Source organism: Streptococcus oralis ATCC 35037 (genome assembly GCF_900637025.1).
Taxonomy (GTDB): domain Bacteria; phylum Bacillota; class Bacilli; order Lactobacillales; family Streptococcaceae; genus Streptococcus; species Streptococcus oralis.
Map to the genome: position 1 here is coordinate 1,141,506 of NZ_LR134336.1, position 24,778 is coordinate 1,166,283.

The 24,778-nt window shown below is 37.9% G+C and carries 25 protein-coding genes; 6 read left to right on the plus strand and 19 right to left on the minus strand.

Annotation, left to right across the window (positions count from 1 at the left end; translation table 11 throughout):
* Window positions 1-15: 15 nt before the first annotated feature.
* On the minus strand, window positions 16-4,425 hold the full coding sequence (locus EL140_RS05785; protein WP_001237375.1) for a Cna B-type domain-containing protein: 4,410 nt from the start codon (window positions 4,423-4,425) through the stop codon (window positions 16-18).
* 577 nt (window positions 4,426-5,002) lie between these two features.
* On the opposite strand from EL140_RS05785, the gene EL140_RS05790 reads away from it, so the two are divergent.
* Window positions 5,003-5,560: a TetR/AcrR family transcriptional regulator gene (locus EL140_RS05790; RefSeq protein ID WP_001125699.1), complete on the plus strand. Its 558-nt coding sequence runs from the start codon at window positions 5,003-5,005 to the stop codon at window positions 5,558-5,560.
* Between the two features lie 33 nt (window positions 5,561-5,593).
* Here the strand turns inward: EL140_RS05790 and EL140_RS05795 are convergent, their stop codons facing one another.
* Window positions 5,594-5,812, minus strand: a complete 219-nt coding sequence (locus EL140_RS05795; protein WP_000807417.1) for a YdbC family protein — start codon at window positions 5,810-5,812, stop codon at window positions 5,594-5,596.
* A 103-nt stretch (window positions 5,813-5,915) separates the two neighbouring features.
* On the opposite strand from EL140_RS05795, the gene EL140_RS05800 reads away from it, so the two are divergent.
* Window positions 5,916-6,236, plus strand: coding sequence for a eukaryotic translation initiation factor 4 gamma (locus EL140_RS05800; protein ID WP_001250031.1), 321 nt, complete (start codon window positions 5,916-5,918; stop codon window positions 6,234-6,236).
* A 27-nt stretch (window positions 6,237-6,263) separates the two neighbouring features.
* On the opposite strand, the gene EL140_RS05805 is transcribed toward EL140_RS05800, so the two are convergent.
* The 7 genes from EL140_RS05805 to rpsP all read right to left on the minus strand — a co-directional run bounded on the left by EL140_RS05805 (window position 6,264) and on the right by rpsP (window position 9,374).
* Window positions 6,264-6,602, minus strand: a complete 339-nt coding sequence (locus EL140_RS05805) for an ATP cone domain-containing protein (RefSeq protein ID WP_001196045.1) — start codon at window positions 6,600-6,602, stop codon at window positions 6,264-6,266.
* Between the two features lie 11 nt (window positions 6,603-6,613).
* Window positions 6,614-7,333 carry a tRNA (guanosine(37)-N1)-methyltransferase TrmD gene (trmD, locus tag EL140_RS05810; protein WP_000686934.1) on the minus strand — a complete coding sequence of 240 codons (720 nt, stop codon included), beginning with the start codon at window positions 7,331-7,333 and terminating at the stop codon, window positions 6,614-6,616.
* The gene (rimM, locus tag EL140_RS05815; protein ID WP_001105896.1) at window positions 7,323-7,841 is read right to left on the minus strand and encodes a ribosome maturation factor RimM; all 519 of its coding nucleotides are present in this window, start codon (window positions 7,839-7,841) and stop codon (window positions 7,323-7,325) included. The genes trmD and rimM overlap by 11 nt, the downstream gene beginning before the upstream one ends.
* A 73-nt stretch (window positions 7,842-7,914) precedes the next feature.
* Window positions 7,915-8,466 (minus strand): hypothetical protein, encoded by a 552-nt coding sequence (locus EL140_RS05820; RefSeq protein ID WP_001090812.1) that lies wholly within the window; start codon window positions 8,464-8,466, stop codon window positions 7,915-7,917.
* Complete coding sequence (locus EL140_RS05825; protein WP_000654124.1) at window positions 8,456-8,800, minus strand: MazG nucleotide pyrophosphohydrolase domain-containing protein; 345 nt, start codon at window positions 8,798-8,800, stop codon at window positions 8,456-8,458. Before EL140_RS05825 ends, EL140_RS05820 begins: the two co-directional genes overlap by 11 nt.
* Before the next feature lie 42 nt (window positions 8,801-8,842).
* Window positions 8,843-9,082 carry an RNA-binding protein KphA gene (gene kphA, locus EL140_RS05830; protein WP_000379625.1) on the minus strand — a complete coding sequence of 80 codons (240 nt, stop codon included), beginning with the start codon at window positions 9,080-9,082 and terminating at the stop codon, window positions 8,843-8,845.
* Between the two features lie 19 nt (window positions 9,083-9,101).
* Window positions 9,102-9,374: a 30S ribosomal protein S16 gene (gene rpsP / locus EL140_RS05835; protein WP_000268760.1), complete on the minus strand. Its 273-nt coding sequence runs from the start codon at window positions 9,372-9,374 to the stop codon at window positions 9,102-9,104.
* Between the two features lie 217 nt (window positions 9,375-9,591).
* Between rpsP and EL140_RS05840 the strand changes: the two genes are divergently transcribed.
* A complete protein-coding gene (locus EL140_RS05840) occupies window positions 9,592-10,398 on the plus strand; it encodes a peptidylprolyl isomerase (RefSeq protein WP_000731937.1) in 807 nt (268 codons plus the stop codon).
* Window positions 10,399-10,425: 27 nt separating this feature from the next.
* Window positions 10,426-10,665, plus strand: a complete 240-nt coding sequence (locus tag EL140_RS05845; RefSeq protein ID WP_000600214.1) for a zinc-ribbon domain-containing protein — start codon at window positions 10,426-10,428, stop codon at window positions 10,663-10,665.
* 42 nt (window positions 10,666-10,707) lie between these two features.
* Here the strand turns inward: EL140_RS05845 and EL140_RS05850 are convergent, their stop codons facing one another.
* From EL140_RS05850 to EL140_RS05880, 7 genes are all read right to left on the minus strand, one after another.
* The gene (locus tag EL140_RS05850; protein WP_000025359.1) at window positions 10,708-12,249 is read right to left on the minus strand and encodes an ABC-F family ATP-binding cassette domain-containing protein; all 1,542 of its coding nucleotides are present in this window, start codon (window positions 12,247-12,249) and stop codon (window positions 10,708-10,710) included.
* A gap of 1 nt (window position 12,250) precedes the next feature.
* Window positions 12,251-12,730: a VanZ family protein gene (locus EL140_RS05855; RefSeq protein WP_002874685.1), complete on the minus strand. Its 480-nt coding sequence runs from the start codon at window positions 12,728-12,730 to the stop codon at window positions 12,251-12,253.
* Between the two features lies 1 nt (window position 12,731).
* Window positions 12,732-13,817 carry a dual-specificity RNA methyltransferase RlmN gene (gene rlmN / locus EL140_RS05860; RefSeq protein ID WP_000804762.1) on the minus strand — a complete coding sequence of 362 codons (1,086 nt, stop codon included), beginning with the start codon at window positions 13,815-13,817 and terminating at the stop codon, window positions 12,732-12,734.
* 20 nt (window positions 13,818-13,837) lie between these two features.
* Window positions 13,838-14,368: a YutD family protein gene (locus tag EL140_RS05865; protein ID WP_001224366.1), complete on the minus strand. Its 531-nt coding sequence runs from the start codon at window positions 14,366-14,368 to the stop codon at window positions 13,838-13,840.
* Window positions 14,369-14,523: 155 nt separating this feature from the next.
* Entirely contained in the window at window positions 14,524-15,129 is a 606-nt protein-coding gene (sodA, locus tag EL140_RS05870; protein WP_000974724.1) for a superoxide dismutase SodA, read from the minus strand.
* 69 nt (window positions 15,130-15,198) lie between these two features.
* On the minus strand, window positions 15,199-16,236 hold the full coding sequence (gene holA, locus EL140_RS05875) for a DNA polymerase III subunit delta (RefSeq protein WP_000879619.1): 1,038 nt from the start codon (window positions 16,234-16,236) through the stop codon (window positions 15,199-15,201).
* Between the two features lie 32 nt (window positions 16,237-16,268).
* Window positions 16,269-17,204 carry a dihydroorotate oxidase gene (locus EL140_RS05880; RefSeq protein WP_000255179.1) on the minus strand — a complete coding sequence of 312 codons (936 nt, stop codon included), beginning with the start codon at window positions 17,202-17,204 and terminating at the stop codon, window positions 16,269-16,271.
* Between the two features lie 205 nt (window positions 17,205-17,409).
* On the opposite strand from EL140_RS05880, the gene gdhA reads away from it, so the two are divergent.
* Together gdhA and EL140_RS05890 are read left to right on the plus strand one after the other, a co-directional pair.
* A complete protein-coding gene (gene gdhA, locus EL140_RS05885) occupies window positions 17,410-18,756 on the plus strand; it encodes an NADP-specific glutamate dehydrogenase (RefSeq protein ID WP_000199519.1) in 1,347 nt (448 codons plus the stop codon).
* Window positions 18,757-18,787: 31 nt separating this feature from the next.
* Window positions 18,788-19,273: a GNAT family N-acetyltransferase gene (locus tag EL140_RS05890; protein WP_001053566.1), complete on the plus strand. Its 486-nt coding sequence runs from the start codon at window positions 18,788-18,790 to the stop codon at window positions 19,271-19,273.
* 160 nt (window positions 19,274-19,433) lie between these two features.
* Here EL140_RS05890 and EL140_RS05895 read toward each other — a convergent pair whose 3' ends face one another.
* The 3 genes from EL140_RS05895 to EL140_RS05905 all read right to left on the minus strand — a co-directional run bounded on the left by EL140_RS05895 (window position 19,434) and on the right by EL140_RS05905 (window position 24,602).
* On the minus strand, window positions 19,434-19,802 hold the full coding sequence (locus tag EL140_RS05895) for an EXLDI protein (RefSeq protein ID WP_000559018.1): 369 nt from the start codon (window positions 19,800-19,802) through the stop codon (window positions 19,434-19,436).
* A gap of 62 nt (window positions 19,803-19,864) precedes the next feature.
* Complete coding sequence (locus EL140_RS05900; RefSeq protein ID WP_001166701.1) at window positions 19,865-20,767, minus strand: DUF2268 domain-containing putative Zn-dependent protease; 903 nt, start codon at window positions 20,765-20,767, stop codon at window positions 19,865-19,867.
* Window positions 20,768-21,020: 253 nt separating this feature from the next.
* Window positions 21,021-24,602, minus strand: coding sequence for a P-loop NTPase family protein (locus EL140_RS05905; protein ID WP_025169040.1), 3,582 nt, complete (start codon window positions 24,600-24,602; stop codon window positions 21,021-21,023).
* Between the last annotated feature and the right edge of the window lie 176 nt (window positions 24,603-24,778).

Genomic DNA, 24,778 nt, shown 5'->3' on the forward strand with positions numbered 1-24,778 from the left:
ACTCTCTTTTAGAGATTATTTATTTTTACGGCTTACAAAGTACAATCCACCAGTCACTGCCATCAAAGCAAGTCCTGCAACTACTGCTGCGCTAGATGCTTTTTCACCAGTGTTAGGAAGTTGAGATTTTGGACTTGGTTTTCCTGGTTCATTTGGTTTGCCAGGTGTTGGTTTTTCTGGAGTGTGTGTATTTGTGATATTGAAGCCTTCTACTTTAGATGAATAACCTTCAACCGGCACTTCTTCTACAGAGTACTTGAATTCTGTACCTTTAGTATCTTTATAACGCTCAAGTCCTGTAAACTCATAAGTCCAACCAGTTGCTTCTGAAGCTACCGCAGTCTTACCAGTGTCTTGACCATCGGCAAGAAGTTTCACTGTGATAGATGCTGGACGGATACCGTCTTTGTTCTCTTCATCTTTCCAGATCTTCTTACCTTTTACAGATGTTTTCTCTGGTGTGTATTCATTGGTAACTGTGTACTTACCATCTTTGTCCGTAGTAACTGTTGAGGTATATTCTTTTACAGCCACTTCTTTGACAGTGTACTTGATTTCTGTACCATTTCCATACTTAGGAAGTGCTTTTGATTCGAACTTCCAACCAGTTGCTTCTGATACTTCAATTTCTTGAACAACTTTGTCGCCGTTAAGAATTTGAACTTTCACTTTATCTGCACGTTTGCCACTTTGGTTGTTGTTATCATCCCAAACCTTAGTTCCTGAAAGAACGACTGTTTCTGGATTGTGAGTGTTAGTCACTACTTGACCAGTTACAGAAGCTTCATAACCAGCTGGTACATCTACTTCATCGATAGAGTAAGTGATTTCTTTACCAGCTTCGTATTGTGGAAGATTTGTGAAGGATGCTACCCAAGTGTTATCATCAGTCTTCTCCTTAGCTGTCAAGGTCAATTTCTTACCTTCAACGGCTACTGGATCAGCATCTCCTACTTTTTTGTAAAGTTGAACCGTTACGGACTCAGGACGTTTGCCGTCTTGGTTGTTCGCATCGTTCCATACTTTTGTTACCTTGTAGTCGATTGCTTTAGGAGCATATTTGTTTGTGATGGTAAAGTCTGTAATAGTTGATTCGTATTCGGCTACGGCTTCTTCTGTTACAGTGTATTTGATTTCTTTACCAGCTTTATATTTTGCTAATTTCGTGAATTCGACAGTCCAAGTTCCATCTGCGGCTGCTTGAACTTCTTTCGAATCAACTTTCTGACCGTCTGCTAAAAGATTGATTGTAATCTTGGTTGGACGTTTGCCATCTTGGTTGTTAGCGTCATCCCAGTTCTTAGTTGCTTTTACATCAACTGTTTCTGGAGAATAGCTATTTGTGATAGTGAATCCTGATGCAGAGTCACCAGTAACATCAGAAGTGTAACCAGCAACAGTTACTTCTACTACCGTGTACTGGATAGGTGTGCCACCTTTATCAGCATCAAGGTTTGTGAAGCTTCCAGCCCAGTTGTTTGCGACGTTAAGCTCAAGTGTCTTACCAGTATCTTGACCGTCCGCAAGCAATTTAACTGTGACAGAAGTTGGACGTTTACCGTCTTGGTTGTTCGCGTCCTTCCATACTTTCTTCACAGGAACTTCAGTTTTCGCTGGAGTGTAAGTGTTTGTAAATACAAGATCGTTCGCTTCTTTTGAAGCTGTTGCTTTCAATTCAGTTGCACTTACTTTCTCAACAGTTACTTCAACTTCTTTAACTGTCTTATCGTAAGTGATTCCTGTTTCAGTTCCAGCAACTTCAGAGATGGTGTACTTGTGAGTTCCCACTTGGCTCTCATCATATGAGATTGGTGAGAAGGTCACTGTTCCATCAGCGGCGTTTGTCACTGTTTCAACAACAGTTCCGTCTGCTTTCTTCAGCTCAAAGCTGTATTTACCAGCTTCAAGATCTTTACCTTCAAGAACTTTCTTAGCTCCAAGAGTTACACTTGTAGCTCCTGCTGGAGTGTAAGTGTTCTCGAATGCTTTTTCATCATCGTAAGTAACAGTTGCTTCGAGGGCACCTTTACCATTGTCCGTTACAGTAACTGTAGCAGTGATTGTTTTCGTGTCGTACGTGATGCCTGTAGCAGTACCAGCTTTTTCAGTAATCTTGTAAGTGAAAGTTCCAACTTCATCGAATGACAAGGCTGAGAACTTAACGTTTCCATCTTTGTCATTCTTGACTGTCTCTTTCACATTACCATCTTTGTCTGTCAAAGTAAACTCAAACTCATCAGCTTTCAACTCACGACCAGTAAGTGTTTTCTTAACTGCAAGAGGAGCTGGAGTTTTTGAAGCTCCGTAGCTGTTGTTAAACTCTTTGTCCGCTGGGTAAGTTACGTTAGCAGTAAGTTTTCCTTCACCATCGTCTGTAACTTCTACTGTGACTTTCACTTCGAGACTATCGTATGTTACACCGTCAATAGTTTGTCCAGCGTTAGTTTCAACGATAGTGTATTTGTAAGTCCCAGCTGCAGTGTAGTCGATTGGAGAGAATTTAACCTTACCGTCGGCAGTGTTCTTCACTTTTTGAACTTCTGAGCCATCTGCGTCGTTCTTCAAGACAAACTCAAACTCATCAGCTTTCAAGGTACGACCGGTAAGAGCTTTTGTCACTTCAATAGGAGCTGAAGTTTTCTCAGCAGCGTATGTATTTTCAAAAGTCTTATCATCATTTTCGTAAGCGACAGCTGCAGACAATTTGCCCTCAGCATCTGCTGTTACAGTAACTGTAACGCCAACAGGGTTGGCATCGTAAGTAACACCTTTTTCAGTTGTGTTCGCTTTTTTCTCAACGATGTGGTAGTTGTATGTACCAGCTTTGTCAAATGTCAATTCAGCAAAGTTGATATTACCATCCGCATCATTTGTTACTGTTTCAACAACTTTGTTTGTCTTATCATTGAACAAGTCGAATTCAAACTCTCCAGCTTTCATAGCTCGACCAGTCAATTTTTTAATTGCTTGAATTTGAGCTTTTGTACTGTTGCGTTTGTTTGAGATTGTTTTGATAACACCTTCTTGGCCAACAGTTACTTTGATTGGAGTTGAATCCAATTGGTAACCTTTAGGAGCTTCAATCTCAGTAATGGTGAATTCACCCTTCTTAACGTCCTCATCAGTATAGATTGCAGACTGGGCAATACCACTAGCGTCTGTTGTTACTGTTTCTTCTTGCGCTGTAGTTACACCTTCTGGAGGAGTAATCTTGAATTTAGCTCCTGCAAGACGGTCAAGTGATTTTTCATCTACTTTATACAACGTGATACGGTAACCAGTTTTCAGCTGGATAGTACCACCTGATGTAACTGTTGAATTACCGATAACTTTTGTAACAGTTTCAGTACGATCGTCGCTCACTGGAAGAACTTGGTCATCAGCTGTAATTTCAGCATTGTTTTGAACTTTGGTTCCATCAGCTGGCGCTGTTGTGTTATAGACGATACGGAATGCTGCTGCTTTACCATTTGTAGCACGGATTGCTTTAGCATTGTTAAAGGTAATAGTAAACTCAGTGTAAGAATCATTCCACTTGATTTCGTAGTCTTTACCTGCTTCAAGAGTTACGTCATCAACTAAAGCATAGACTTTGTTGTAGTAACCAGCAGTAACCACGATTGATTCAGGGATGATTTGCATTGGTGAGTAGTCCTTGTCAACCCAGTCGCGAACTACAATCTTGTTGTACTCAGCTTGTTTAGGGTTTACACGAAGATTCCACTTGTGGATGTAATCTCCTGATTTTTCAAGGAGGGCTGATTCCCATTTTTCTTTATTGATAGTACCATTAACTTTACTAATGTTTGTTTTACCAATACCTTCAGAATAGTCTCGTTCTCCACCTTTTTTGAACTTCATCTTGAAGTTGACATCATCTTTTGTTTCAGTCTTATCAAGTTGAATTGATTCTTCTTCTGTTTCTTTCTTAGAGCTGAAAGCTACATAGAAGGTACCTGAAACACCACGAACTTCTGTACCACCTTTTTTCTTAAGGTACTCAGCAAGGTTTTTCAAAGTAATGGTAACTTTACCACCTTGGTTGTCACCATTAGAAACAACTGTTGCATCACCTACAGCAGTATCAGTCTCTTTATCTTTGAGTTCAAAGGTTTCAGCACGAACAGACAATGGAGCTGGAATAGTGAATGTAAAGGTATCACCATCATTCAACATACCATCGTAAGCGCTCAAATCAAAATCAGTAGCAAACTTGTAGTTTTCGTAAGATTGATTTTGAGGTGCAAGATTGTAAACTCCTTTTGCATCTGGAGTTACAAACTTCCCATTATCAGTCTCCCAAATACCAACTTTGGTGATGACATTTTTAAGTTCTTGCGCTTGAACAGTATTTGTCAAAGCTGCAGAACCAAATAGAACTAAGAGTGGCGTTAAAATATAGAGCCACAATTTTTTTAATCTCATGACTTTCCTTTCTATATGACTGAAATTAATTGAAATTGATTGAACAACGTGTCATCTCTCTCCAATAGGCAACACCCCTTTCAATCGCATAATTTGCTACATGATAAAATACCTGTAACATGTGCTTGGGGAAATGGCCACGTGGTTTGTATTATTCAAAAACAATTACTAAATTCAATCTTTAGCAGGCGCATCACTACTCTTAGGTCAGAGAGGAAATATAGCAAAATATATCCTAACCTATTATACTATATATCATTAAGTATTTTTATGAAAATCCTTTAATTTATCAAGTTATTTGTTTACACGGTGTCAATTTTTTAGATATATTATTTTTACCCCTCAAATAATACGGCATTATCATAAGAATTGTCTAAAAATACTGATGTGATAGGAATTTTCAGAAAACGCATTTTCACTGATTGAGCTATATTTTATAAATTATTTGTGATACAATAGAGTTACCTAAAAGATTCAGAAAATTTAATGTTCATTGATTGTTTATATTAACTTGAACATTCTGATTTTTCTTCATTCAAAAACAACTGTAAATAATTATAAATAGAAAGGTGAAATCATGCCAAAGAATACTCGTGACTTAATTATTAATTCACTCATCACACTTGCTAAGAAGAACCCTCTGCGCTCTTCTTTTACCATGACTGAAATCGCAGCTGAAGCTGGTATTTCACGACAAGCGATTTATCAAAAGCATTTTAACAACTTTGAAGATATTATCGAATACATTCACGAAGAGACCAATCAGCACATTTTTAACGTCTTTAATAAGTACTGCCCTAGCAATGATGGAGATCCTATCAGCTTTTTAGCAGACCATATACTTCCTCTCATATACGAAAAAAGGGAAATTGTTAACACCTTGTATACCACACAAGTCGACCCATGTTGGAAGGAATTTCTGCGTGGAACATACTCAGAGTGGGTACTAAAGAATGTCAATTACCAACTGAAATATAATTTTAATAAAGAGGACATCGCTTATATCATTACGACCATGGCAATCTCTTTCATTGAAGTCTGGATTCGTAAGGATGATCCAACACCACCTGAAGAGTATAGAGAGACTTTTATTCAATTGTCTAAAACTTCTCTGTGTGACTATATTGTGTCCTAAAAAAAGAATCTTGAGTTGCACTCAAGATTCTTTTTATTGTTGCCCTTTAAAGGCATCGACCATTACCTGAAATTCTTCATTGGAAAGCGTGATTCCTTTGCCCATTTTGGTATGGTCTGGGCTCCAAGCGCGAATGTCAAACTTTGCAGGGGCACCATTAAAGCTAACGCGATTTAGTTCTTTTGTCCATCCTTTGTCATTTTCAGACAAGGTGAGCAAGTGTTCTTCGATTTCAAATGTAAATTCTGCCATTTTAACTCCTTTATGTGATATGCTTTCTATAGTCTATTCGTAAAAATCTTGTGGTTTTTAGGAAAATTTTATATAATGTGGATATATAAGAAGGGAGGATTCTATGAGACAGACATTCAAACTAGTTCTAGATAAACTACATGGTTTTCTCAATGGGAATGATGATCATCCTCAAATCGAGGATAACTCCCTCACTGCTATGATTGAACAAGCCATCCAAAGAAAGACGGCTGTTCATGTCATACTTGCTGAGACAAGTTTTACGGGTGATATTGTTAAACACGATGCTAATCGCCAACAAATTATCGTCAAAAATTTTTCAAAAAACGTGACCCGAATCATTCGTATCAGTGATATTAAACGACTTCGTTTTGTTCCCTCAACCGTACAAAAAGCTCAGAAAAATCTATTTAAGAAAGAGTGAGATGTTCTTTGCATCCCACTCTTTTTCTTAACGAATTTGTTCAAAATGAAGATGAACAGCGATATGGTCGCCATAACCACTTCTCTCCAAATCGCGTTGCAAGCGATAAGAGATATAATGTTCTGCGATTGTAATGTAGCCAGCTCCAAGCAAGCGGTGCTCAACCATTGACTGGATCATGCTGATAGTGGCACGTTCTACTTTTGCTTCTTCCAAGTCCAAAACGACTTTTTTAGTAACTTGAGCTAAGTTTTGACGTAGGTCATCAGTCAAAACATAAACTGTTTGGGCTGCTTTTAGAACAGCTTGGTAAATTTTATCTGGATCAAATTCAGCAATTTCTCCATTACGTTTGATTACTTGCATAAGGTTCTCCTTTATTCTTTGTTTTCTTTGATTTCAGCCAGCATCTTTTCTTCTTCGGCTGTCAGTTTATAGTTTTCTAGCAGGTCAGGTCTGCGTTCGTAGGTTTTCTTTAGACTCTCATACAGCCGCCACTGGCGAATCTTTTCATGGTGCCCACTCATGAGCACATCTGGCACGACCATGCCTCTATAGTCATAAGGGCGAGTGTACTGAGGATATTCAAGAAGTCCCGAAGAGAAGCTATCATCTTGGTGGCTAGACTCCTTGCCAATCACTTCTGGTATCAAGCGCACGGTCGCATCAATCATGGTCATGGCCGCCAATTCTCCTCCAGTCAAAACATAGTCTCCTAGGGAAATTTCATCGGTTACCAAGGTCTTGATACGCTCGTCATACCCTTCATAGTGACCACAGATAAAGATTAGTTCCTCTTCCTGAGCCAAATCCTCAGCGTAAGCTTGATCGAACTGTTTTCCAGCAGGATCAAGAAGAATGACACGGGGATTTTTCTTTTCAATAGCATCAAAGGCATCGAAAATGGGTTGGGCCCGGAGTAACATCCCCTGACCGCCTCCGTAGGGCTCATCGTCAACATGACGGGCTTTTTCAGCGTATTCTCTGAAATTATGGTACTGGATATCCAAGAGCCCTTTTTCTCGAGCCTTTCCAACAATCGAGTGCTCCAGCGGAGAAAACATCTCAGGAAAGAGGGTTAAAATATCAATCTTCATCATCTAACCCTTCTAAGATTTCCACTTCGACCCGCTTGTTTGGAATATCAACATTGAGAACTACTGGCGGAATGTAAGGTAAAAGCAAATCACGCTTACCTTTTCGTTTGACCACCCAGACATCGTTGGCACCTGGTTGTAGGATTTCCTTGATAGTTCCTATCAAGTTATCTCCCTCGTAAACATCCAAACCGATAATCTCGTGATAGTAGAATTCACCATCATCTAAGTCATTTAGGTCTTCCTCAGAGACCTTGAGACTGTATCCCTTGTACTTTTCAATCGCATTGATATGGTACATATCTTTGAACTTGATAATGTCAAAGTTCTTCTGCTTACGATGACTTGCAATGGTCACTGTTTGGACAAACTGATCTTTTTCATCAAATAAAGCCAGCTCTGCCCCTTTTTTAAACCGTTCCTCAGCAAAATCAGTCACAGACAAGACTCGCATCTCACCTTGTAGACCCTGCGTATTAACGATTTTCCCAACATTAAAGTAGTTCATCTTGTCTCCTGTATCTATTTCTATCCTTTATTTTATCACGTTCCAGGGATTTTCACAAGTTGGAGAAAATCAGCTATAATCCCAAAATTGCTAGTAGTTTCCTCTTTAATGTTAATTTATATTTAAAAGAAGAAATATTTATATTCCCGTTATACATATTACTATAAAATGTATACTCCCCAATTTGACCTTGACTTGTCTTCCATTTCATTCTTAAACTAGGTATAGTCTCAGGTAAATTTGTATAAATCAATAAGCATGTATAATTTTTTAAATTTTTGACTGTATGTATTTTATCTTGAACGACTAAACAATTACTTTTTGAATCATAGATTAAAGAATAAAATTCTACAATTTCAATGTCAACTTCTTTTGGATAAAAAATCAAATGGTTATAATGTTTATCATTTTTATTATGTTTAAACTCATAAACATGATGAAATCTCGTATGTAAGGAATCAAATTCGATTGGTTTAATTGCCTGAATTTCGATATTATTAATATAGGCCTTATTCTGGAAACTTATTTTTAAAATTACACCTATAAAAGTCGAAATCTGTATAATTCGTAATAACCAATCAATATACACCGCCCAGTCTATTTTTAAAAAATAATCAGTGTTCAATATTTCTCAAATCTCCCTTCAAAAAACTCTCCAAATCTCTTTCATGTTGGTACTTAATGGCTGCTTTTTTATCTTTCTCAAAGATGGCTTTGGTTAGGTCTATGTCATTAATAGCTGCAATTGCGACGGTGTAATGAATGATATCAACCAGTTCTTTGGCAAGTTCCTCGTTTGAGTCCTGGACACCCTCTTTTCGACCAGAGCGCCCATTCAAGACCTCAGCTACTTCTCCGACTTCCTCCACTAGTTTGATAAAGAGGCCTTCCTCAGTTCGAGATTGCTGGTAATGTTCGAGTAAGTAAGCTTGTAATTGTCTAAACGTTAAATCCTTCATCTTCTCCTCCTCACAAAAAAGCGAGACATCTGTCCCGCTTTTTTATTTTTCATCGATAACGATTCTTACTTTTTTGTCTTCAGTTGGGACAGAGTAGACAATCGTTCTTATCGCTGAGATAGTGCGACCCTTACGACCGATAACACGACCGACATCGCTTTGGTCAAGATCCAAGTGATACTCCAAAAACTCTGGTGTGTCTTTAATCTTGATAGTTAAGGCATCAGGTTGTGAAATCAAAGGTTTCACAATCGCAATAATGAGATTTTCAATCGTATCCATCTGTCAACCTACTTTAAACTTATTTTGAGAATTTAGAATCGTGGAATTTTTTCAATACACCTTCTTTTGAAAGGATGTTGCGAACTGTATCTGAAGGTTGAGCTCCATCAGCCAACCATGCAAGAACGCGGTCTTCTTTCAAAGTTACTTGGTTTTCAGCAACAAGTGGGTTGTAAGTCCCAACTGTTTCGATGAAACGTCCGTCACGTGGTGAACGTGAGTCTGCTACGTTGATACGGTAGAAAGGTTTTTTCTTAGAACCCATACGAGTCAAACGGATTTTAACTGCCATTTTTTAATGTCTCTTTTCTTATTTTTTTATTTCGGTGAAATAGCTGAGCTATTTAGCACATGTTCTATTATAGCAGATTTCTGACAGGTGTCAAGAAAAAAACTTGACAGAGTTTTATTTTTTTTTACTACTAGAAATTTTTAGTAAAATCTTTTACATTTGAAATCAAGCTCCTTTTAAGGTACAATGGTAGAAATGAATTTTTGAGAGGTTAACAATGAAAAAACTAGCAACCCTTCTTTTGCTATCAACTGTAGCCCTTGCTGGATGTACTAGTATCCAACGTGGTCTCCGTGGTGATGAATATGTCGACTCTAGTATCTCTGCTGAAGAAAGCTCAAAAGCAGCTGCTCAGGCTGCCAAAGATTTAAATGACGCATTGACCAATGAAAATGCCAACTTCCCTCAACTTTCTAAGGAAGTTGCCGAAGATGAAGCCGAGGTCATTTTACATACAAATCAAGGCGATATCCGCATCAAACTCTTTCCAAAACTAGCACCACTAGCAGTTGAAAACTTCCTTACTCACGCTAAAGAAGGCTACTATAACGGCATCACCTTCCACCGTGTCATCGATGGCTTTATGGTCCAAACTGGAGATCCTAAGGGAGATGGTACAGGGGGCCAATCTATATGGCATGATAAGGATAAAACAAAGGACAAGGGAACTGGTTTTAAAAATGAAATCTCTCCTTACCTATACAATATCCGAGGAGCCCTTGCTATGGCTAACACTGGTCAACCAAACACCAACGGTAGCCAGTTCTTCATCAACCAAAACTCAACAGATATTTCAGCTAAACTTCCTACTAGCAAGTATCCAAAGAAAATCATCGAAGCCTATAAAGAAGGTGGAAATCCAAGTCTAGACGGCAAACACCCTGTCTTTGGTCAAGTCATCGATGGCATGGATGTTGTTGACAAGATTGCCAAAGCTGAAAAAGATGAGAAAGACAAACCAACATCTGCTATCACCATTGATAGTATTGAAGTGGTGAAAGACTACGACTTCAGTAAAAAATAAGCCATCAACAGATAAGGAGACGATGACATGATTTTATTTTGGGGTTCTAAAGGTTATCAGAAAGATTTGGGACATACGCAAACTGCGATCGAATGTGGTCACTGTAACAATGTCGACACTTGGGAGATCGTAGAAACTGGACGCAAATTTACCCTCTACTGGATTCCACTTTTTCCTTATGGTAAAAGTTACTTCGTTTCTTGTCCGATTTGCCACTATGGTAAAGAAATTGAGAAATCTGAAGTTGAAAACTATTTAAATTACTAGTCAAAAAAGCCAAGTCATTTCGATTTGGCTTTTTTTCTGCTTTTAAGTTAGCTTGTTAAAGTCCCAGATTTGGTCCATCCAGCCTTCATAAAAGTCTGGTTCGTGGCAAACCATAAGGATAGATCCCTTGTATTCTTTGAGAGCGCGTTTGAGTTCATCCTTGGCATCTACATCCAAGTGGTTGGTCGGCTCGTCCAGCACTAAGACGTTATTTTCACGGTTCATCAAGAGACAGAAACGCACCTTAGCTTGTTCCCCACCTGACAAGACCTGAATTTGACTTTCAATGTGCTTGGTCGTCAAACCACAACGAGCAAGGGCTGCACGGACTTCTGCTTGATTAAGGGCAGGAAAGGCATTCCAGACAGCCTCTAGTGGTGTTTGACGATTGCCACCTTCTACTTCCTGTTCAAAGTAACCAAGTTCTAGGTAATCCCCTCGTTCAACTTCTCCAGCGATGGGAGGAATAATTCCCAAGAGAGACTTCAAGAGGGTTGTTTTCCCGATACCATTGGCTCCAATAATGGCAACCTTTTGATTGCGTTCAAAGGTGAGGTTTAAAGGCTTGGTAAGGGGACGGTCATAACCAATCTGCAAGTCCTTGGCTTGGAAGATAAAGCGCCCAGGTGTACGAGCTGGCTTGAAATCAAAGGACGGTTTTGGCTTCTCACTTTGCAGTTCGATAATGTCCATCTTGTCCAGTTTCTTTTGACGGGACATGGCCATATTACGCGTTGCGACACGCGCTTTGTTTCGAGCCACGAAATCCTTGAGGTCTGCAATCTCTTTCTGTTGACGTTCATAGGCCGCTTCTAGCTGAGATTTCTTCATAGCATAGACTTCTTGGAACTGGTAGTAGTCACCAGAATAGCGAGTCAATTGTTGATTTTCCACATGGTAGACGATATTGATCACGTCGTTGAGGAAAGGAATATCATGCGAAATAAGGACAAAAGCATTCTCATAGTTTTGGAGATAGCGTTTGAGCCAGTCAATGTGTTCAGCATCCAAGTAGTTGGTTGGTTCGTCCAGTAACAAGATATCAGGCTTTTCAAGGAGGAGTTTAGCCAAGAGGACCTTGGTTCTTTGTCCACCTGACAAGGCTGTTACGTCTGTATCCATACCATAGTCCATGACACCGAGAGCACGCGCTACTTCATCAATCTTAGCATCCAAGGTATAGAAATCTCGACTCTCCAAACGGTCTTGGAGTTCGCCAACTTCTTCCATTAGCGCGTCAATATCTGCTCCGTCTTCTGCCATTTCCATATAGAGGTCATTGATACGAGCTTCTGCTTTAAATAGCTCATCAAAGGCTGTACGCAAGACATCACGCACGGTTTGACCTTCCTTTAGCACAGCGTGCTGATCCAGATAGCCAGCAGTCACATATTTGGACCACTCCACCTTCCCTTCATCTGGCAACATCTTACCTGTCACGATGCTCATAAAGGTTGATTTTCCTTCACCATTGGCACCGACTAAGCCGATATGCTCACCCTTGAGGAGACGGAAAGACACATCTTCAAAAATTGCACGGTCACCAAAACCGTGACTTAAATTTTTAACTTCTAAAATACTCATTCTAATTCCTTATCTTATTTTTATGCAGTCCTTTATAGAGGAGCCAAGCCAGATAGCCTCCCAAGGTATTGGTCCACAAATCATCAATCTCAAAGACGCGATTAAAGTCGAAGAAAAAATCTAAAACTAGTTGTGTACACTCGATTCCTAGACTCAGAAGAAAACTGAGAAGGATGATTTTTTTCGTTTGCCGCAAGTTTGGACAGAGATAGATCAGTTGAAAAACCAAAGGAAATAGCAAGAAGACATTTAAAATGTTCTGCAAAAAGATCCAAATAACTTGTCCCAAACTAGTCACTTCACCTAGATTCCAAAGGGAGTTTAAGGGAGTTAAAAGAAAAACCAGGCGTCCAAAAGTTTGAATACCTGGAGTTTCCACTCCTGTAGGAAGTTGAGGCTGGGGAGTAAAACAAAAACAGACAATGCATAGACTGTAAACAGCCACTCCCAATCTTAAGATTAATTCTCTTTTTTTAGTCATTTTATGGATTTACCGCTGCGACTGCCTTCTGGCGATCACGTTTCATTGTATTAGAGCGTAATTGTCCACAAGCTGCATCAATATCTGTACCATGCTCTTGACGGACAACACAGTTGACCCCTTTTTTCTTGAGGGTATCGTAGAAGGCCATCACGCGCTCTTTAGGACTACGGCTATATTGGTCATGCTCACTAACAGGGTTATAAGGAATCAAGTTTACATAAGACAATTTCTTGATGTTCTTGAGCAACTCCGCCAACTCCAAGGCTTGTTCTACACCATCGTTGACTTCATTGAGCATGATGTATTCAAAGGTCACACGGCGATTGGTTGTTTCAATATAGTACTCAATAGCAGCAAAGAGTTTTTCAATCGGAAAGGCACGGTTAATCTTCATGATGCTTGAACGCAATTCATTATTGGGTGCGTGAAGGGAAACAGCCAGATTAACCTGTACGCCTTCATTAGCAAAGTCACGAATTTTATGGGCCAAACCTGAAGTTGAAACTGTGATGTGACGAGCACCGATTGCCATCCCCTTGTCATCATTGATGGTACGGACAAAATTCAAAACATTGTTGTAGTTATCAAATGGTTCACCAATTCCCATGACAACGATATGACTGACACGCTCGTCCTGACCACGTTCATCAAAGTATTTCTGAACTAGCATGATCTGCGCTACGATTTCCCCGTTATTGAGGTCACGTTGCTTCTTGATCAAGCCTGATGCACAGAAGGTACAACCAATATTACAGCCAACCTGAGTGGTCACACAGACTGACAAACCGTAGTGTTGACGCATGAGTACTGTCTCAATCAACATGCCATCTGGCAACTCGAAAAGATACTTAACAGTACCGTCAGCTGACTCTTGTACAATCCGTTGTTTCAAAGGATTTACCACAAACTGGTCATTGAGCTTAGCAATCAAATCCTTGGAAAGGTTGGTCATTTCTTCAAATGACTGGACACGTTTACGGTAAAGCCATTCCCAGATTTGATCTGCTCGGAATTTCTTTTCTCCTTGTTCTAATACCCATTCTTGCATGGTTTGACGTGTTAAACTATAAATAGACGGTTTCATCTCTTCTCCTTATTCTCTATCTATTTCTGACGAATGACAAAATGGCGCTGTCCCTTGTCCTCTTTCTGAGACTTTTGGTCCTTATGACGACGTCTATTTCGCTTATCGGCATTTGGTTTTCTCTTATTTTGCGAAGGTTTCTTGCCTCTTCTAGGAAGGTTTTCCTCCTCTTTTTTACGCATTTTTTTGTCAAATGAAGCCCGTTTCGGTGCTTGATTTTCTAGAACAAAATAGGCACAACCATAACTACAGTACTCTAAAAGATAGTCCTGTAAGCGACTGATCTTTTCAATTTTTTCCTCTGTTCGATCGTCTTTGTAAAAACCACGTAGGCGGAGCTGTTCATTACTCCAGTCCCCCACGACATAATCAAATTTGGTCAACACTTCTGAGAAGCGTTGATTAAAGACTGTCACATCGAAAGCATCCTTGATATTTTCAACCAAGGTAAAAGCAATTCCTTCAGTCTCAACCTTATCCCCATTTACATGAAATTCTGGGCCAGGAAACTTGTTATAGTTGTATAATTCAGGTGCAATTTCTTTACGCATAGTCTTCCTTTTCCACGATTACTTAACACTCTATTTTACCATATTTTCTACAAGTTGGCACGAATATCCTGAAAATGAAAAAAGTCTGACGATTCTGTCAGACTTCTGCTTTATAACCTTAAAAAGAGAAGAACAATTCTTCCCTCCATATTTTATTATTTAGCTGCTGCGTAAAGTTCGTCTACCTTGTTCCAGTTAATCACTGAGAAGAAAGCTTTGATGTAGTCAGGACGCACGTTGCGGTATTTCACGTAGTAAGCATGTTCCCAAACGTCCAAGCCCAAGATTGGTTTTTTACCTTCTGAGATTGGTGTATCTTGGTTTGCTGTTGAAGTCACTTCAAGCTTCCCTTCTTTGTTAACAACCAACCAAGCCCAGCCAGAACCAAAGCGAGTTGTAGCTGCTGCTGTAAAGGCTGCTTGGAACTCTTCAAATGAACCAAATGTTGCATCGATTGCTGCTGCAAGTTCTGCTGAAGGAGCTGTTTTTTCTGGAGTCATCAATTCCCAGAAAAGAGCGTGGTTCAAGTGTCCACCACCATTGTTGATAAGCGCTTGGCGGATATCAGCTGGGATAGAATCTACATCAGCAAGCAAAGCTTCAAGGTCTTCACCAATTTCAGGGTGTTTTTCAAGAGCAGCATTCGCATTGTTAACGTAGGCTTGATGATGCTTGTCATGGTGCAAGTGCATTGTTTCTGCATCGATGTATGGTTCCAAAGCGTCGTATGCGTATGGAAGGTCTGGTAAGATAATAGCCATCTGTAATACCTCTTTTTCTTTCTATATGAAAATGATAACGCAATCATCCTCTTTTTTCAAGTTTTTTGCTCAATTTGCCTCTGTCGCAATCTGCAAGAGCGCCTTTTCAAACAAGTAACTTTTTTCATAGACACCTGTTTTAATCTGGTAGTCTGTTTCAATCAAATAAGAAATCGCTCGCTTGAGAAAGGCCAAGGAAATCCCTCTCGAATCTCTCAATGCGAACTTGATTTGATAAGGATTAGGATTGCGTCCCAAATAAGTCCCCAGACTGCTTACAATCTGCGATTCCGACTGACCAGTCTCTGATAAAATCTTCACTTGGGTAAAGGTTCGAAACTGTCCTAACATGACAGCTATGAGCTTGATCTCATCCTCCCCTTGCAAGGTCAAATCTCTAACCAAGTCACGGGCCTGGTCGATCTTTTTGCCCAAGATAAGCTGAGTCAAATCAAAAATATTGTCCTGCAAAGTCTTTGGAATAGCCTCGACAATATCCTTCTCCTCTATCATGCCATCTGACTTATAAGACTGTAAAAAGAGGAGATTTTTCTGGATTTCGCTAAACTGAAAACCAGACTTGATGAGTAGATTTTCAAAAGACTTTTCCGCAAACTGCAAACCTTGTTTTTGGCTCCATTTTTGGAAATATTGGCGGAGTTCTTGTTCCTTGGGTTCAATAGCATCAAAAACAGTCGCATCTCGTTTGAGCAATTTGACCAACCGTCTTTTACTATCCAACTTTCCTTCCGCAAAAATCAACAACTTGGTTGTTGGCGAAGGGTTATCAAGGTATGCCTCAAATGACTTGAGCTCATCATCTGTTAAAAAACGTTTCTTGGCTGTTGTGATATCGACAAAATGGTCTAATATCACGATTTTCTCATCCGCAAAGAAAGGGAGACTGACCAACTCCAACTCTAAGTCTTTATAAGCCACTTCTTTCATATCAAAGTAAGCAAAATTGAGATCAGCTGGATCATAACCAATCTGCTTCAACACTTGACTCTTCATAACTTCAAACTGACCCTGGTCTGTCCCTGTAAATAGATTCAAGCTAGATAGATTTGATAACGTCAACTTCTGACTGTCTTCAATGGCTAGCATCTTCTCTCCTTTCTTCTGATTTTTCGATTTAATTAGTCAATATAGCGCAATTTCCCACGGAAATCTTCTAGTCTCTCGTACCCTTTTTCCTCCATAATAGCTTTCAGTTCATTGGTAATGCGTTCAAAAGCACCTACGCCTTCTTTGTGAAGAGTAGTTCCTACTTGCACCATACTCGCACCGCAGAGGATGTGTTCAAAGGCATCACGACCTGTCAAGACGCCACCCGTTCCGATGATTTGGATTTGCGGATTGAGACGTTGGTAAAAGGCGTGCACATTAGCAAGAGCGGTCGGTTTGATATACTCTCCACCAATGCCACCAAAACCATTTTTAGGACGAATCACGACCGACTCGTCTTCTATATAAAGGCCGTTTCCGATAGAGTTAACACAGTTAACAAACTTGAGCGGGTATTTGTTGAAAATAGCTGCCGCTTGATCAAAGTGAACAATATCAAAATATGGTGGCAATTTGATTCCAAGAGGTTTGGTAAAGTAGGCAAATACTTCTGCCAAGATACAATCTGTTGTCTCAAAATCATAAGCAATCTGAGGTTTTCCTGGAACATTTGGACAAGAGAGATTAAGCTCTGTCAGTCCTTTGAATTCACTCTCTTGCACTTTTTTCAAGATGGTATGTGTTTCTTCTGGAGACATGCCAACTAGAGATAGGAAGAAAGTTCGGTTTGGCTCTTTTTCCTGCAAGTCCAAAAGATAGTTCAAATAGTAGTCTAAGCCATTATTTGGTAAGCCCATGGAGTTGATAGAACCAAGTGGAACATCCTGGTATCGTGGCTCAGGATTGCCCTGACGAAAGTCCAAGGTCGCAGTCTTCGTAACAAAAGTACCCGCCGCTGAGTTTTTGACTCCTTCAAGCTCTTCTATCGTCATACAAGCCACACCCGCAGCATTCATCAAGCAATTGTCAAACTCAAAGCCAGCTATTTGTGTTTTCGTTGATACCATGATTCTGATCCTCCAGATTCCTTTTATTTCTAATATTATACCATACTTTAAGATTTTCTCTTTGAGAAACTAATTTCTATATAAAACGTTCGGTTTTGTAAATTGAAAGAATTTTTAGAAAATTTCTGTTTTTTTCTTTACACTCAAAAAAAATTCTGCTATAATGGCTCATGTAATAAAATATAACAACAAAAAGGAGAACGATATGACATCTGCTAAAGACTATATCCAAAGCGTGTTTGCAACTGTGAAAGCTCGTAACGGGCATGAGGCTGAATTTCTCCAGGCGGTTGAAGAATTCTTCAGCACTTTGGAACCTGTATTTGAAAAACATCCTGAGTATATCGAAGAAAACATCTTGGCACGTATCACTGAGCCTGAGCGCGTAATTTCTTTCCGTGTTCCTTGGGTTGACCGTGAAGGCAAAGTCCAAGTCAACCGTGGTTACCGTGTTCAATTCAACTCAGCTGTTGGACCATATAAAGGCGGACTTCGTTTCCACCCAACTGTAAACCAAGGGATCTTGAAATTCCTCGGCTTCGAACAAATCTTTAAAAACGTCTTAACTGGACTTCCAATCGGTGGAGGTAAAGGGGGATCAGACTTCGATCCTAAAGGGAAGACTGATGCTGAAGTGATGCGCTTCTGCCAAAGCTTTATGACAGAATTGCAAAAATACATCGGACCATCTCTTGACGTCCCAGCTGGCGATATCGGTGTTGGAGGACGTGAAATTGGTTACCTTTACGGACAATACAAACGTCTTAACCAATTTGATGCGGGTGTCTTGACTGGTAAACCTCTTGGATTTGGTGGTAGCTTGATTCGTCCAGAAGCAACTGGTTATGGATTGGTTTACTACACTGAAGAAATGCTCAAAGCTAATGGTAACAGTTTTGCTGGTAAGAAAGTGGTTATTTCAGGTTCTGGTAACGTAGCTCAATACGCTCTTCAAAAAGCGACTGAACTTGGTGCAACTGTTATCTCTGTATCTGACTCAAACGGTTATGTCATTGACGAAAATGGTATTGACTTTGATCTTTTGGTTGATGTTAAAGAAAAACGCCGTGCTCGTTTGACTGAGTATGCAGCTGAGAAAGCAACTGCTACTTACCATGAAGGTTCTGTATGGACTTACGCTGGAAACTACGACATCGCTCTTCCATGTGCGACTCAAAACGAAATCAACGGCGACGCAGCTAAACGTTTGGTTGCTCAAGGCGTTATCTGTGTATCTGAAGGTGCTAACATGCCTAGTGACCTTGATGCGATTAAAGTCTACAAAGAAAACGGAATCCTTTACGGACCTGCCAAAGCTGCTAACGCTGGTGGTGTAGCTGTATCAGCGCTTGAAATGAGCCAAAACAGCCTTCGCCTTTCATGGACCCGTGAAGAAGTTGATGGACGCCTCAAAGACATCATGACAAACATCTTCAATACAGCTAAAACAACTGCTGAAACATACGGACTTGGTACCGACTACCTCGCAGGAGCTAACATTGCTGCCTTTGAAAATGTAGCAAACGCTATGATTGCACAAGGTATTGTTTAATTAGTCGATACATCCTATCGGAGGACAATTGATGAACTTACGGCCAATGGAAGTGAGAGATAATCCAGCTGTAGCGCAGCTCATTCGAACCAGCCTAGAAGAATTCGGGCTTGACAAACCAGGAACTGTCTACTTTGATTCTCATCTAGATCATTTGACCGACTATTATCAACAGCAAGAGAGGTCAGCTTACTTTGTTCTGGAAGATGAAGGGCAACTGGTTGGTTGTGGGGGCTTTGCACCAGTGTCCGATAAGATTGCTGAATTACAAAAACTGTATGTCACTAAAAACAGTCGTGGCAAAGGTTATTCCAGTAGGTTGATAAAGCGCATATTCCAGGAAGCCCGTCTAGCTGGTTATGAACAGCTTTATCTAGAAACCTCTACTGAGCTGGTTACGGCTGTGGCCATCTATCAACACTATGGTTTTACAGCATTGCAACAACCACTTTCTAACGCTGCCGGCCACCCAGCTATGAATATCTGGATGATAAAATCCCTCTTATCAGATGAATAGATGTTAGTATACTATGGTCGACTCGAGGACATCAGTATCAAGCTCCTCAAGACAGCTAAAACAACTTTTAAAAATGTAGCCAAGGCTATGATAGTAAAGGTATTGTTTCAGCACTATCACACTAGAAGAAATCCGACTGCTTATAAAAGCAGCCGGATTTTTATATATCTAATTTTTCAAAAAATTTGCCTGTTGACTGCTTTTCTTTTAGCTTCTCCAGCAGCTCGTTCTCCAGAAAAGGACTTAGTTCGTCAAAATCTTGGCAAACCTTAAAAATCGTCTCTCTATCCATCTGACCATAAGCTAATTCGTAATAGTCCTTATGATGATGCCAGTTCTGGTCATAGTTGACATCTGTACGTTGATAGTAAACGATGTTCTGCTTCGGTGTCAGGTAAAGCTTCTGTGTTAGAATGCTTTTCCGATCTTTGGATAACTTGCTACGACTGAAAATCTTAACACCTTGAAAAATCTTGTGCTCATGGATACCTTGATTTGTGACTTTTAATTCAACTCTTTTATAGTGCATACTGATACCTCCAGAAATCACCTACATTATATCAAGTTTTGACAGATTTTCAAGTAAAAGTGTCATTTCCAAAAGTTTTTAGTCGCCTCTAAAATTTCTTCTGTCGGTGTTACTGTGGCCTCAATAATGCTCTTGCCAGTCTTTTTCAGATAGGCTTGTATCAGATGATAGCCATAAGCATAGCCTGCAGCATAAGGCATACCAACCGGTATTTGACCTTGAATCTCAGCAATTTCATCACCGTAAAGATAAGGAGCCATTTCCGCCATACCTGTTAGCTGAAGCTGACTTGAGATGATGGGCTTAATCTCTTCTAACTGCTCTGGACTGGTTGAAGTAACCCAAGGCCCAATGAGATCCTTACCATAGAGCTCAGCCGCAAAAGACTCTGCCAATCCTTCACTGACTACCCAGTCTGCTAATGTCGTCTGCTGATTCCATTTGACAAATTGGAAACGGACATTGTGATTACACTCATGGGCCAACGCAGCCTGCACACGTGGTAAAGTATAGTCATTTGGTAGCAGACTAAGCATGAGGTAGCCTGGAATTCCGCCATCTCCGCTATAACCCTTATTGAGCTGTAGCATAGGCTTTTCTGGATTGCCTAACAAAATAGTAAAATAGTAATCCTCAACCTCTAAATCATAGCCAGCTTGCTCAAAAAGACCGATACTCCTCTTGATGGTATCTTGACAATTTTGCCAGAGTTGATCAGAGCTCAGAGCATCAATAGCCGGTCTATCCTTTTCTGACAGAGTGCTGGGTAGCTGATTCATAAAGCCAAGTAGGAAAAGAGCATCAAATCCTCTAGGATACTTGGCTTTCAGAGGAATGTGTTGCGTTTGGTATTTGGTTGCAAAAGGTGCTAATATTTTAGCTCGAAAGCAACCTTCTCTCTTTTCTAAAGGAAGCTCGAGCATCTCTTGGTAAACTTTATCTGAACGAATCATATTGATTTGCATGGTAATCTCCTTTCTTATCTATTATTAGTATAATCCCTTACCTAAGATCAGAGTCAAGAAGAAAATTGAAATTATATCAAGATTCTAGTAACTGTTAAGAAAAATGATGTACTAGGTCTTGCGTATCAGACTATAATTTCAAGTAGGTTTACCCATTTTAAATCAAACCAAATGTTTCACTAAAATACTATAAAACAGTAGAATTTACTGATTTTATCTAGCACCTTAAGAAGTAATAAATATAAATTATAATTTAAAACTCCTTTTCCAATTCTCTTTCAATCGCATTGCGCTTGCCATCTATTAGTTTATCCAAGTACCGTAACAACTTAATGTAGTCTATATCAGTTTCAAATATCTCTTTAATTCTTTCTAGGAGTTCTTTTTCTAATTCCAACACCGGAACATGACTACCAGTAAAAAAATGTGAATAGGGACTAAAATGTATTTCTTGGAATGACTTCTTGGCAAATCCTTTAGCTCTGAGAAGATTAAATAGTATTTGTTTTTGATTGCTGTTTTCTAAAAATTCTACACCTAGATTGACCAATCTAATTGCAAATTGCTCATTGTTTGTTTCCTCAAGCATTTCTAATATGATCTGACTGTCATTTTTTATAATATCTTCAAGCATATTGTTATAGTAGTAATATGGCCTATTTATTGCAAAGCGGATAAACTTTTTATAAATTTCTTTCTTATCTCTAAATCCATTTATAGTATGTAATACCATGTATCCTAAATTAGAGCTTCCCATTTTTAGCTCATCAATTTTCTTCAATACTTCTACCGCAAAATTAATATCATTTTCTCCTAATTTTTGAAAAAGCTTATAGGTGTGATCCTTACTGCTCCCTAAATTGATTAAATACTGAGACTTTAAATCGTTTTCTCCAATTAGATTTATTAATTTTGGCACCTCTTCTTCTCTTATAAAATCAGAAATAACAAAATTTGTATTCCCAGCTTTTTGTATTAACAACTCTTTTAATCTAGGATCTTTCAAAATCAATCTCTCAAAATTTAAAATTGTAAAATAATATGGTAAAGAATTAGCTTCTAGAATACTCTTTAATGTTTGTAAATCTTCATTTTTAACATTTTCAATTTGTGTTAAATAAGCAAGTTGCCATTCATATTTTTCTGATTCTTGAGAGGAAGCAATAACAGACTGCATTGAACTTTTCTCAATATTTTCTAAAAAACTAATTGGATTCCTATTTACAAAATGATAGTTTGATTTAAACATTAAATTTAAAAATTCAATTTTTTTATCATTTTCTAATAGCAAAAACATATTGAATAGTACTAGCTCAATGTTATTGTCATTCATAAATAAGCTATGCTTGAATTGATTTGCAAAATTGAAAATATTTTGCCAATTGTTTGAATATCTATATGCAATTTCTTGTAATCTTATTTTAACATCATCTTTATGAATCCAGATATGATTATGATTGGTCAAATTATTATATATATCTTGTCTCTCAGAAATCATATAATCGTCAAACACACTCGATAAGTTTTTTTTCACTTCAGCTTTATGTAAAGTATAAACTATTTGTTCTTCAATCATAGATAATTTTTTTATGTCGTAAAAAAATAATTCTCTAATGCTTTTCAAATCTCTATTAATAGTCATACGATGACTTTCTGAATAAGTCAAAATTTTTCTTCTGTAATCATACAGTATTCTCTCAATATAAAGTCTAATATCAACACTCCCAACATTATATATCTTTGCTAAAAATTTCAGTATACTTCTATGATACTCTTTCAGTTTTTCACTATCAGGAATGGTACATTTCCTAAATGTAAATGATTCCTCATAAGCTTCTGTCCTGTCGATAGTAATTTTAAGATACTGCTTCAAAATTGCCGCGCTTAATTCTTGATTATAACTTTTCATCAAATCAAGATTAGCAAGTTCAGAAATAGTATTTTCAGCTAAGGTATAATCAATATATTCTCTTTCGGTAACCAATCCGTAGTTTGCTTCAAGAATACTATAAACCTCAGAAATCTTATTAGGATTTTTATCAAAGTACTTTAACAATAATTGGAGAATTTGACTACAATATTTTGTCCGTGTAGTTACAAATACAATATTTAAAACTGAATCCTTAATAGATTCCTTTTTATCCTTCTGATTAATAAAATTAGTCTTTGTATAAGCCTGAGACTCTATATTATCAATTTTATTTTTAACGTGTGAAATTGCTTCTAGAGGAAGTAATACTCCAAATTGTATTAAAAACTTTTCTTTAAGTTCATCGCTTTCAAAATTACTTTCTTTGTAATAATATGATTTAACTGCATCAGAAACGTCTTTTAAATCACCCTCTTTCCTAATAAAATTGGAACATTGATTTAGTATTTGAACAACTCTTTGATCGTTTACTGGATATAACTCATGTAAAATTTCTAAAATTGATATTTTCTTATTAATTAAAAACTTGATAACTATATAATCATCTAATGATTGATCTGCTATCTTTACAATTTTGTCGTTATAAATATTACACAACTCTCTCTCATGAATCTTCTCCACTGCACTCTTAAAGTCAGTATTTGTTATATCAGTTATTTTTAGTAATTTTTTGAATTCCTGGTTCTCTTCTAAACTTTCCAGTCTAATCTTTTTTAAGTAAGATAAAATAAATAAAGTCTTTTGTTCTGCATAAATAATGTTATTTTTATTTAAAATTTCTTCATAGTAATCTTTTAAAATATCAATCTCGTCATTAAAATTAGTCAAATCCCGAGAGCTAGATAACTTCGCTGCAATGACTGCAATACGCGGATTGCTTTTAGATATCGTTTTTATATGTTCAATTTCTTTATTGGTAAAATCGTTTCGAGAGAATTGATTGAGTAATTCCTTAAAATTATCATCTTTTATAAGTTCTGGCTCAATATTATTGTACCCATAAACTTTAACATTATTTATTACATCTTTTTTAGCATAATCACGTACCGTAAGAATAAACCGAATATTACTAGTCGTGTTCAGTAGCCCAAGTGTAGAAATATAATTTTGTGTAGTATTAACATCATCAATAAAAACAATATTTTCTTTGTGTAAATTTAGATTGCGTTTTACATCTTGGTAAATATCCTGATTATTGCTCTTGACACAAATAATGTTATATTTATTTCGATCGAGCAAAGAGCAAATTTCAATTGCTAATCTAGTTTTCCCTGTTCCAGGCTTAGCAGATATTAAGAAGATTCTTTTTTCACTTGATTTAATGGTATTTATAATTTCACTTACATCTCCAATATAGTCATTTGATATAGGTGCATTTGTTTTACTCTCATCATGAATTCTTATGAAGTCATTGATAGACCAAACTTGCTCTGTAGATTCACTGATTGATAGATACTCTTTTGCTAAACATTGAAAATCTATCTTTGTAAGATCATTAGCAATTTCATTAATTCCAATCAATTCTAGCTGATAAGGTTCAGCCATTTTTTCTAGATCTTCTTTTTGTTTAATTGTTATATTTGAAGAAGTATGACAACAAATAAGCCTCCCAACTTTATCTTCAGAAATATTTTCATCTAAAATTTTTTTCTTAACTGAATGAATATCTTCTTTTAATTTAGATATTATAGATTTATGTGTACCATACATGATATAAACATATTTACCTTTTTCCTCAGCATAAGAATCAGGAATTCCTTTAGTAGTCTTATCCGTTCCTTCTTGTGAACCTAATGAAACAATTTTAAAATTGTATTTTCTTCTCAGGTACGCATCACCTAGTTTTTGAAATCCTCCTCCCTCTAACTCTTTAATACCTTGTTCAATTTTATTTATTAAACTCATCATAATAACCTTTCCAAAAATGTAGTTCGATATTATTATATCATACTAAACCAAACAATGAGTTATAGATCAAGGAAAAAACCAGAGACTGTACTTCACGAATGTTTAATGGAAAGCCTATTATTCAAAACTTGTTTGTCTCCTAGATAAACTATATAATTAGTTTGCCCCTTTTT

Bases quoted from the DNA above. Each gene is read 5' to 3' on its own strand.
- EL140_RS05800 (WP_001250031.1), top strand. From the start codon at position 5,916: ATGAGACAGACATTCAAACTAGTTCTAGATAAACTACATGGTTTTCTC.
- EL140_RS05825 (WP_000654124.1), bottom strand. From the start codon at position 8,800: ATGAAGGATTTAACGTTTAGACAATTACAAGCTTACTTACTCGAACAT.
- EL140_RS05795 (WP_000807417.1), bottom strand. From the start codon at position 5,812: ATGGCAGAATTTACATTTGAAATCGAAGAACACTTGCTCACCTTGTCT.
- trmD (WP_000686934.1), bottom strand. From the start codon at position 7,333: ATGAAGATTGATATTTTAACCCTCTTTCCTGAGATGTTTTCTCCGCTG.
- EL140_RS05890 (WP_001053566.1), top strand. From the start codon at position 18,788: ATGAACTTACGGCCAATGGAAGTGAGAGATAATCCAGCTGTAGCGCAG.
- gdhA (WP_000199519.1), top strand. From the start codon at position 17,410: ATGACATCTGCTAAAGACTATATCCAAAGCGTGTTTGCAACTGTGAAA.
- EL140_RS05785 (WP_001237375.1), bottom strand. From the start codon at position 4,425: ATGAGATTAAAAAAATTGTGGCTCTATATTTTAACGCCACTCTTAGTT.
- rimM (WP_001105896.1), bottom strand. From the start codon at position 7,841: ATGAACTACTTTAATGTTGGGAAAATCGTTAATACGCAGGGTCTACAA.
- rlmN (WP_000804762.1), bottom strand. From the start codon at position 13,817: ATGAAACCGTCTATTTATAGTTTAACACGTCAAACCATGCAAGAATGG.
- EL140_RS05865 (WP_001224366.1), bottom strand. From the start codon at position 14,368: ATGCGTAAAGAAATTGCACCTGAATTATACAACTATAACAAGTTTCCT.
- EL140_RS05905 (WP_025169040.1), bottom strand. From the start codon at position 24,602: ATGAGTTTAATAAATAAAATTGAACAAGGTATTAAAGAGTTAGAGGGA.
- EL140_RS05805 (WP_001196045.1), bottom strand. From the start codon at position 6,602: ATGCAAGTAATCAAACGTAATGGAGAAATTGCTGAATTTGATCCAGAT.
- EL140_RS05840 (WP_000731937.1), top strand. From the start codon at position 9,592: ATGAAAAAACTAGCAACCCTTCTTTTGCTATCAACTGTAGCCCTTGCT.
- EL140_RS05880 (WP_000255179.1), bottom strand. From the start codon at position 17,204: ATGGTATCAACGAAAACACAAATAGCTGGCTTTGAGTTTGACAATTGC.
- EL140_RS05845 (WP_000600214.1), top strand. From the start codon at position 10,426: ATGATTTTATTTTGGGGTTCTAAAGGTTATCAGAAAGATTTGGGACAT.
- EL140_RS05900 (WP_001166701.1), bottom strand. From the start codon at position 20,767: ATGCAAATCAATATGATTCGTTCAGATAAAGTTTACCAAGAGATGCTC.
- EL140_RS05850 (WP_000025359.1), bottom strand. From the start codon at position 12,249: ATGAGTATTTTAGAAGTTAAAAATTTAAGTCACGGTTTTGGTGACCGT.
- kphA (WP_000379625.1), bottom strand. From the start codon at position 9,082: ATGGATACGATTGAAAATCTCATTATTGCGATTGTGAAACCTTTGATT.
- rpsP (WP_000268760.1), bottom strand. From the start codon at position 9,374: ATGGCAGTTAAAATCCGTTTGACTCGTATGGGTTCTAAGAAAAAACCT.
- EL140_RS05855 (WP_002874685.1), bottom strand. From the start codon at position 12,730: ATGACTAAAAAAAGAGAATTAATCTTAAGATTGGGAGTGGCTGTTTAC.
- holA (WP_000879619.1), bottom strand. From the start codon at position 16,236: ATGCTAGCCATTGAAGACAGTCAGAAGTTGACGTTATCAAATCTATCT.
- EL140_RS05790 (WP_001125699.1), top strand. From the start codon at position 5,003: ATGCCAAAGAATACTCGTGACTTAATTATTAATTCACTCATCACACTT.
- sodA (WP_000974724.1), bottom strand. From the start codon at position 15,129: ATGGCTATTATCTTACCAGACCTTCCATACGCATACGACGCTTTGGAA.
- EL140_RS05895 (WP_000559018.1), bottom strand. From the start codon at position 19,802: ATGCACTATAAAAGAGTTGAATTAAAAGTCACAAATCAAGGTATCCAT.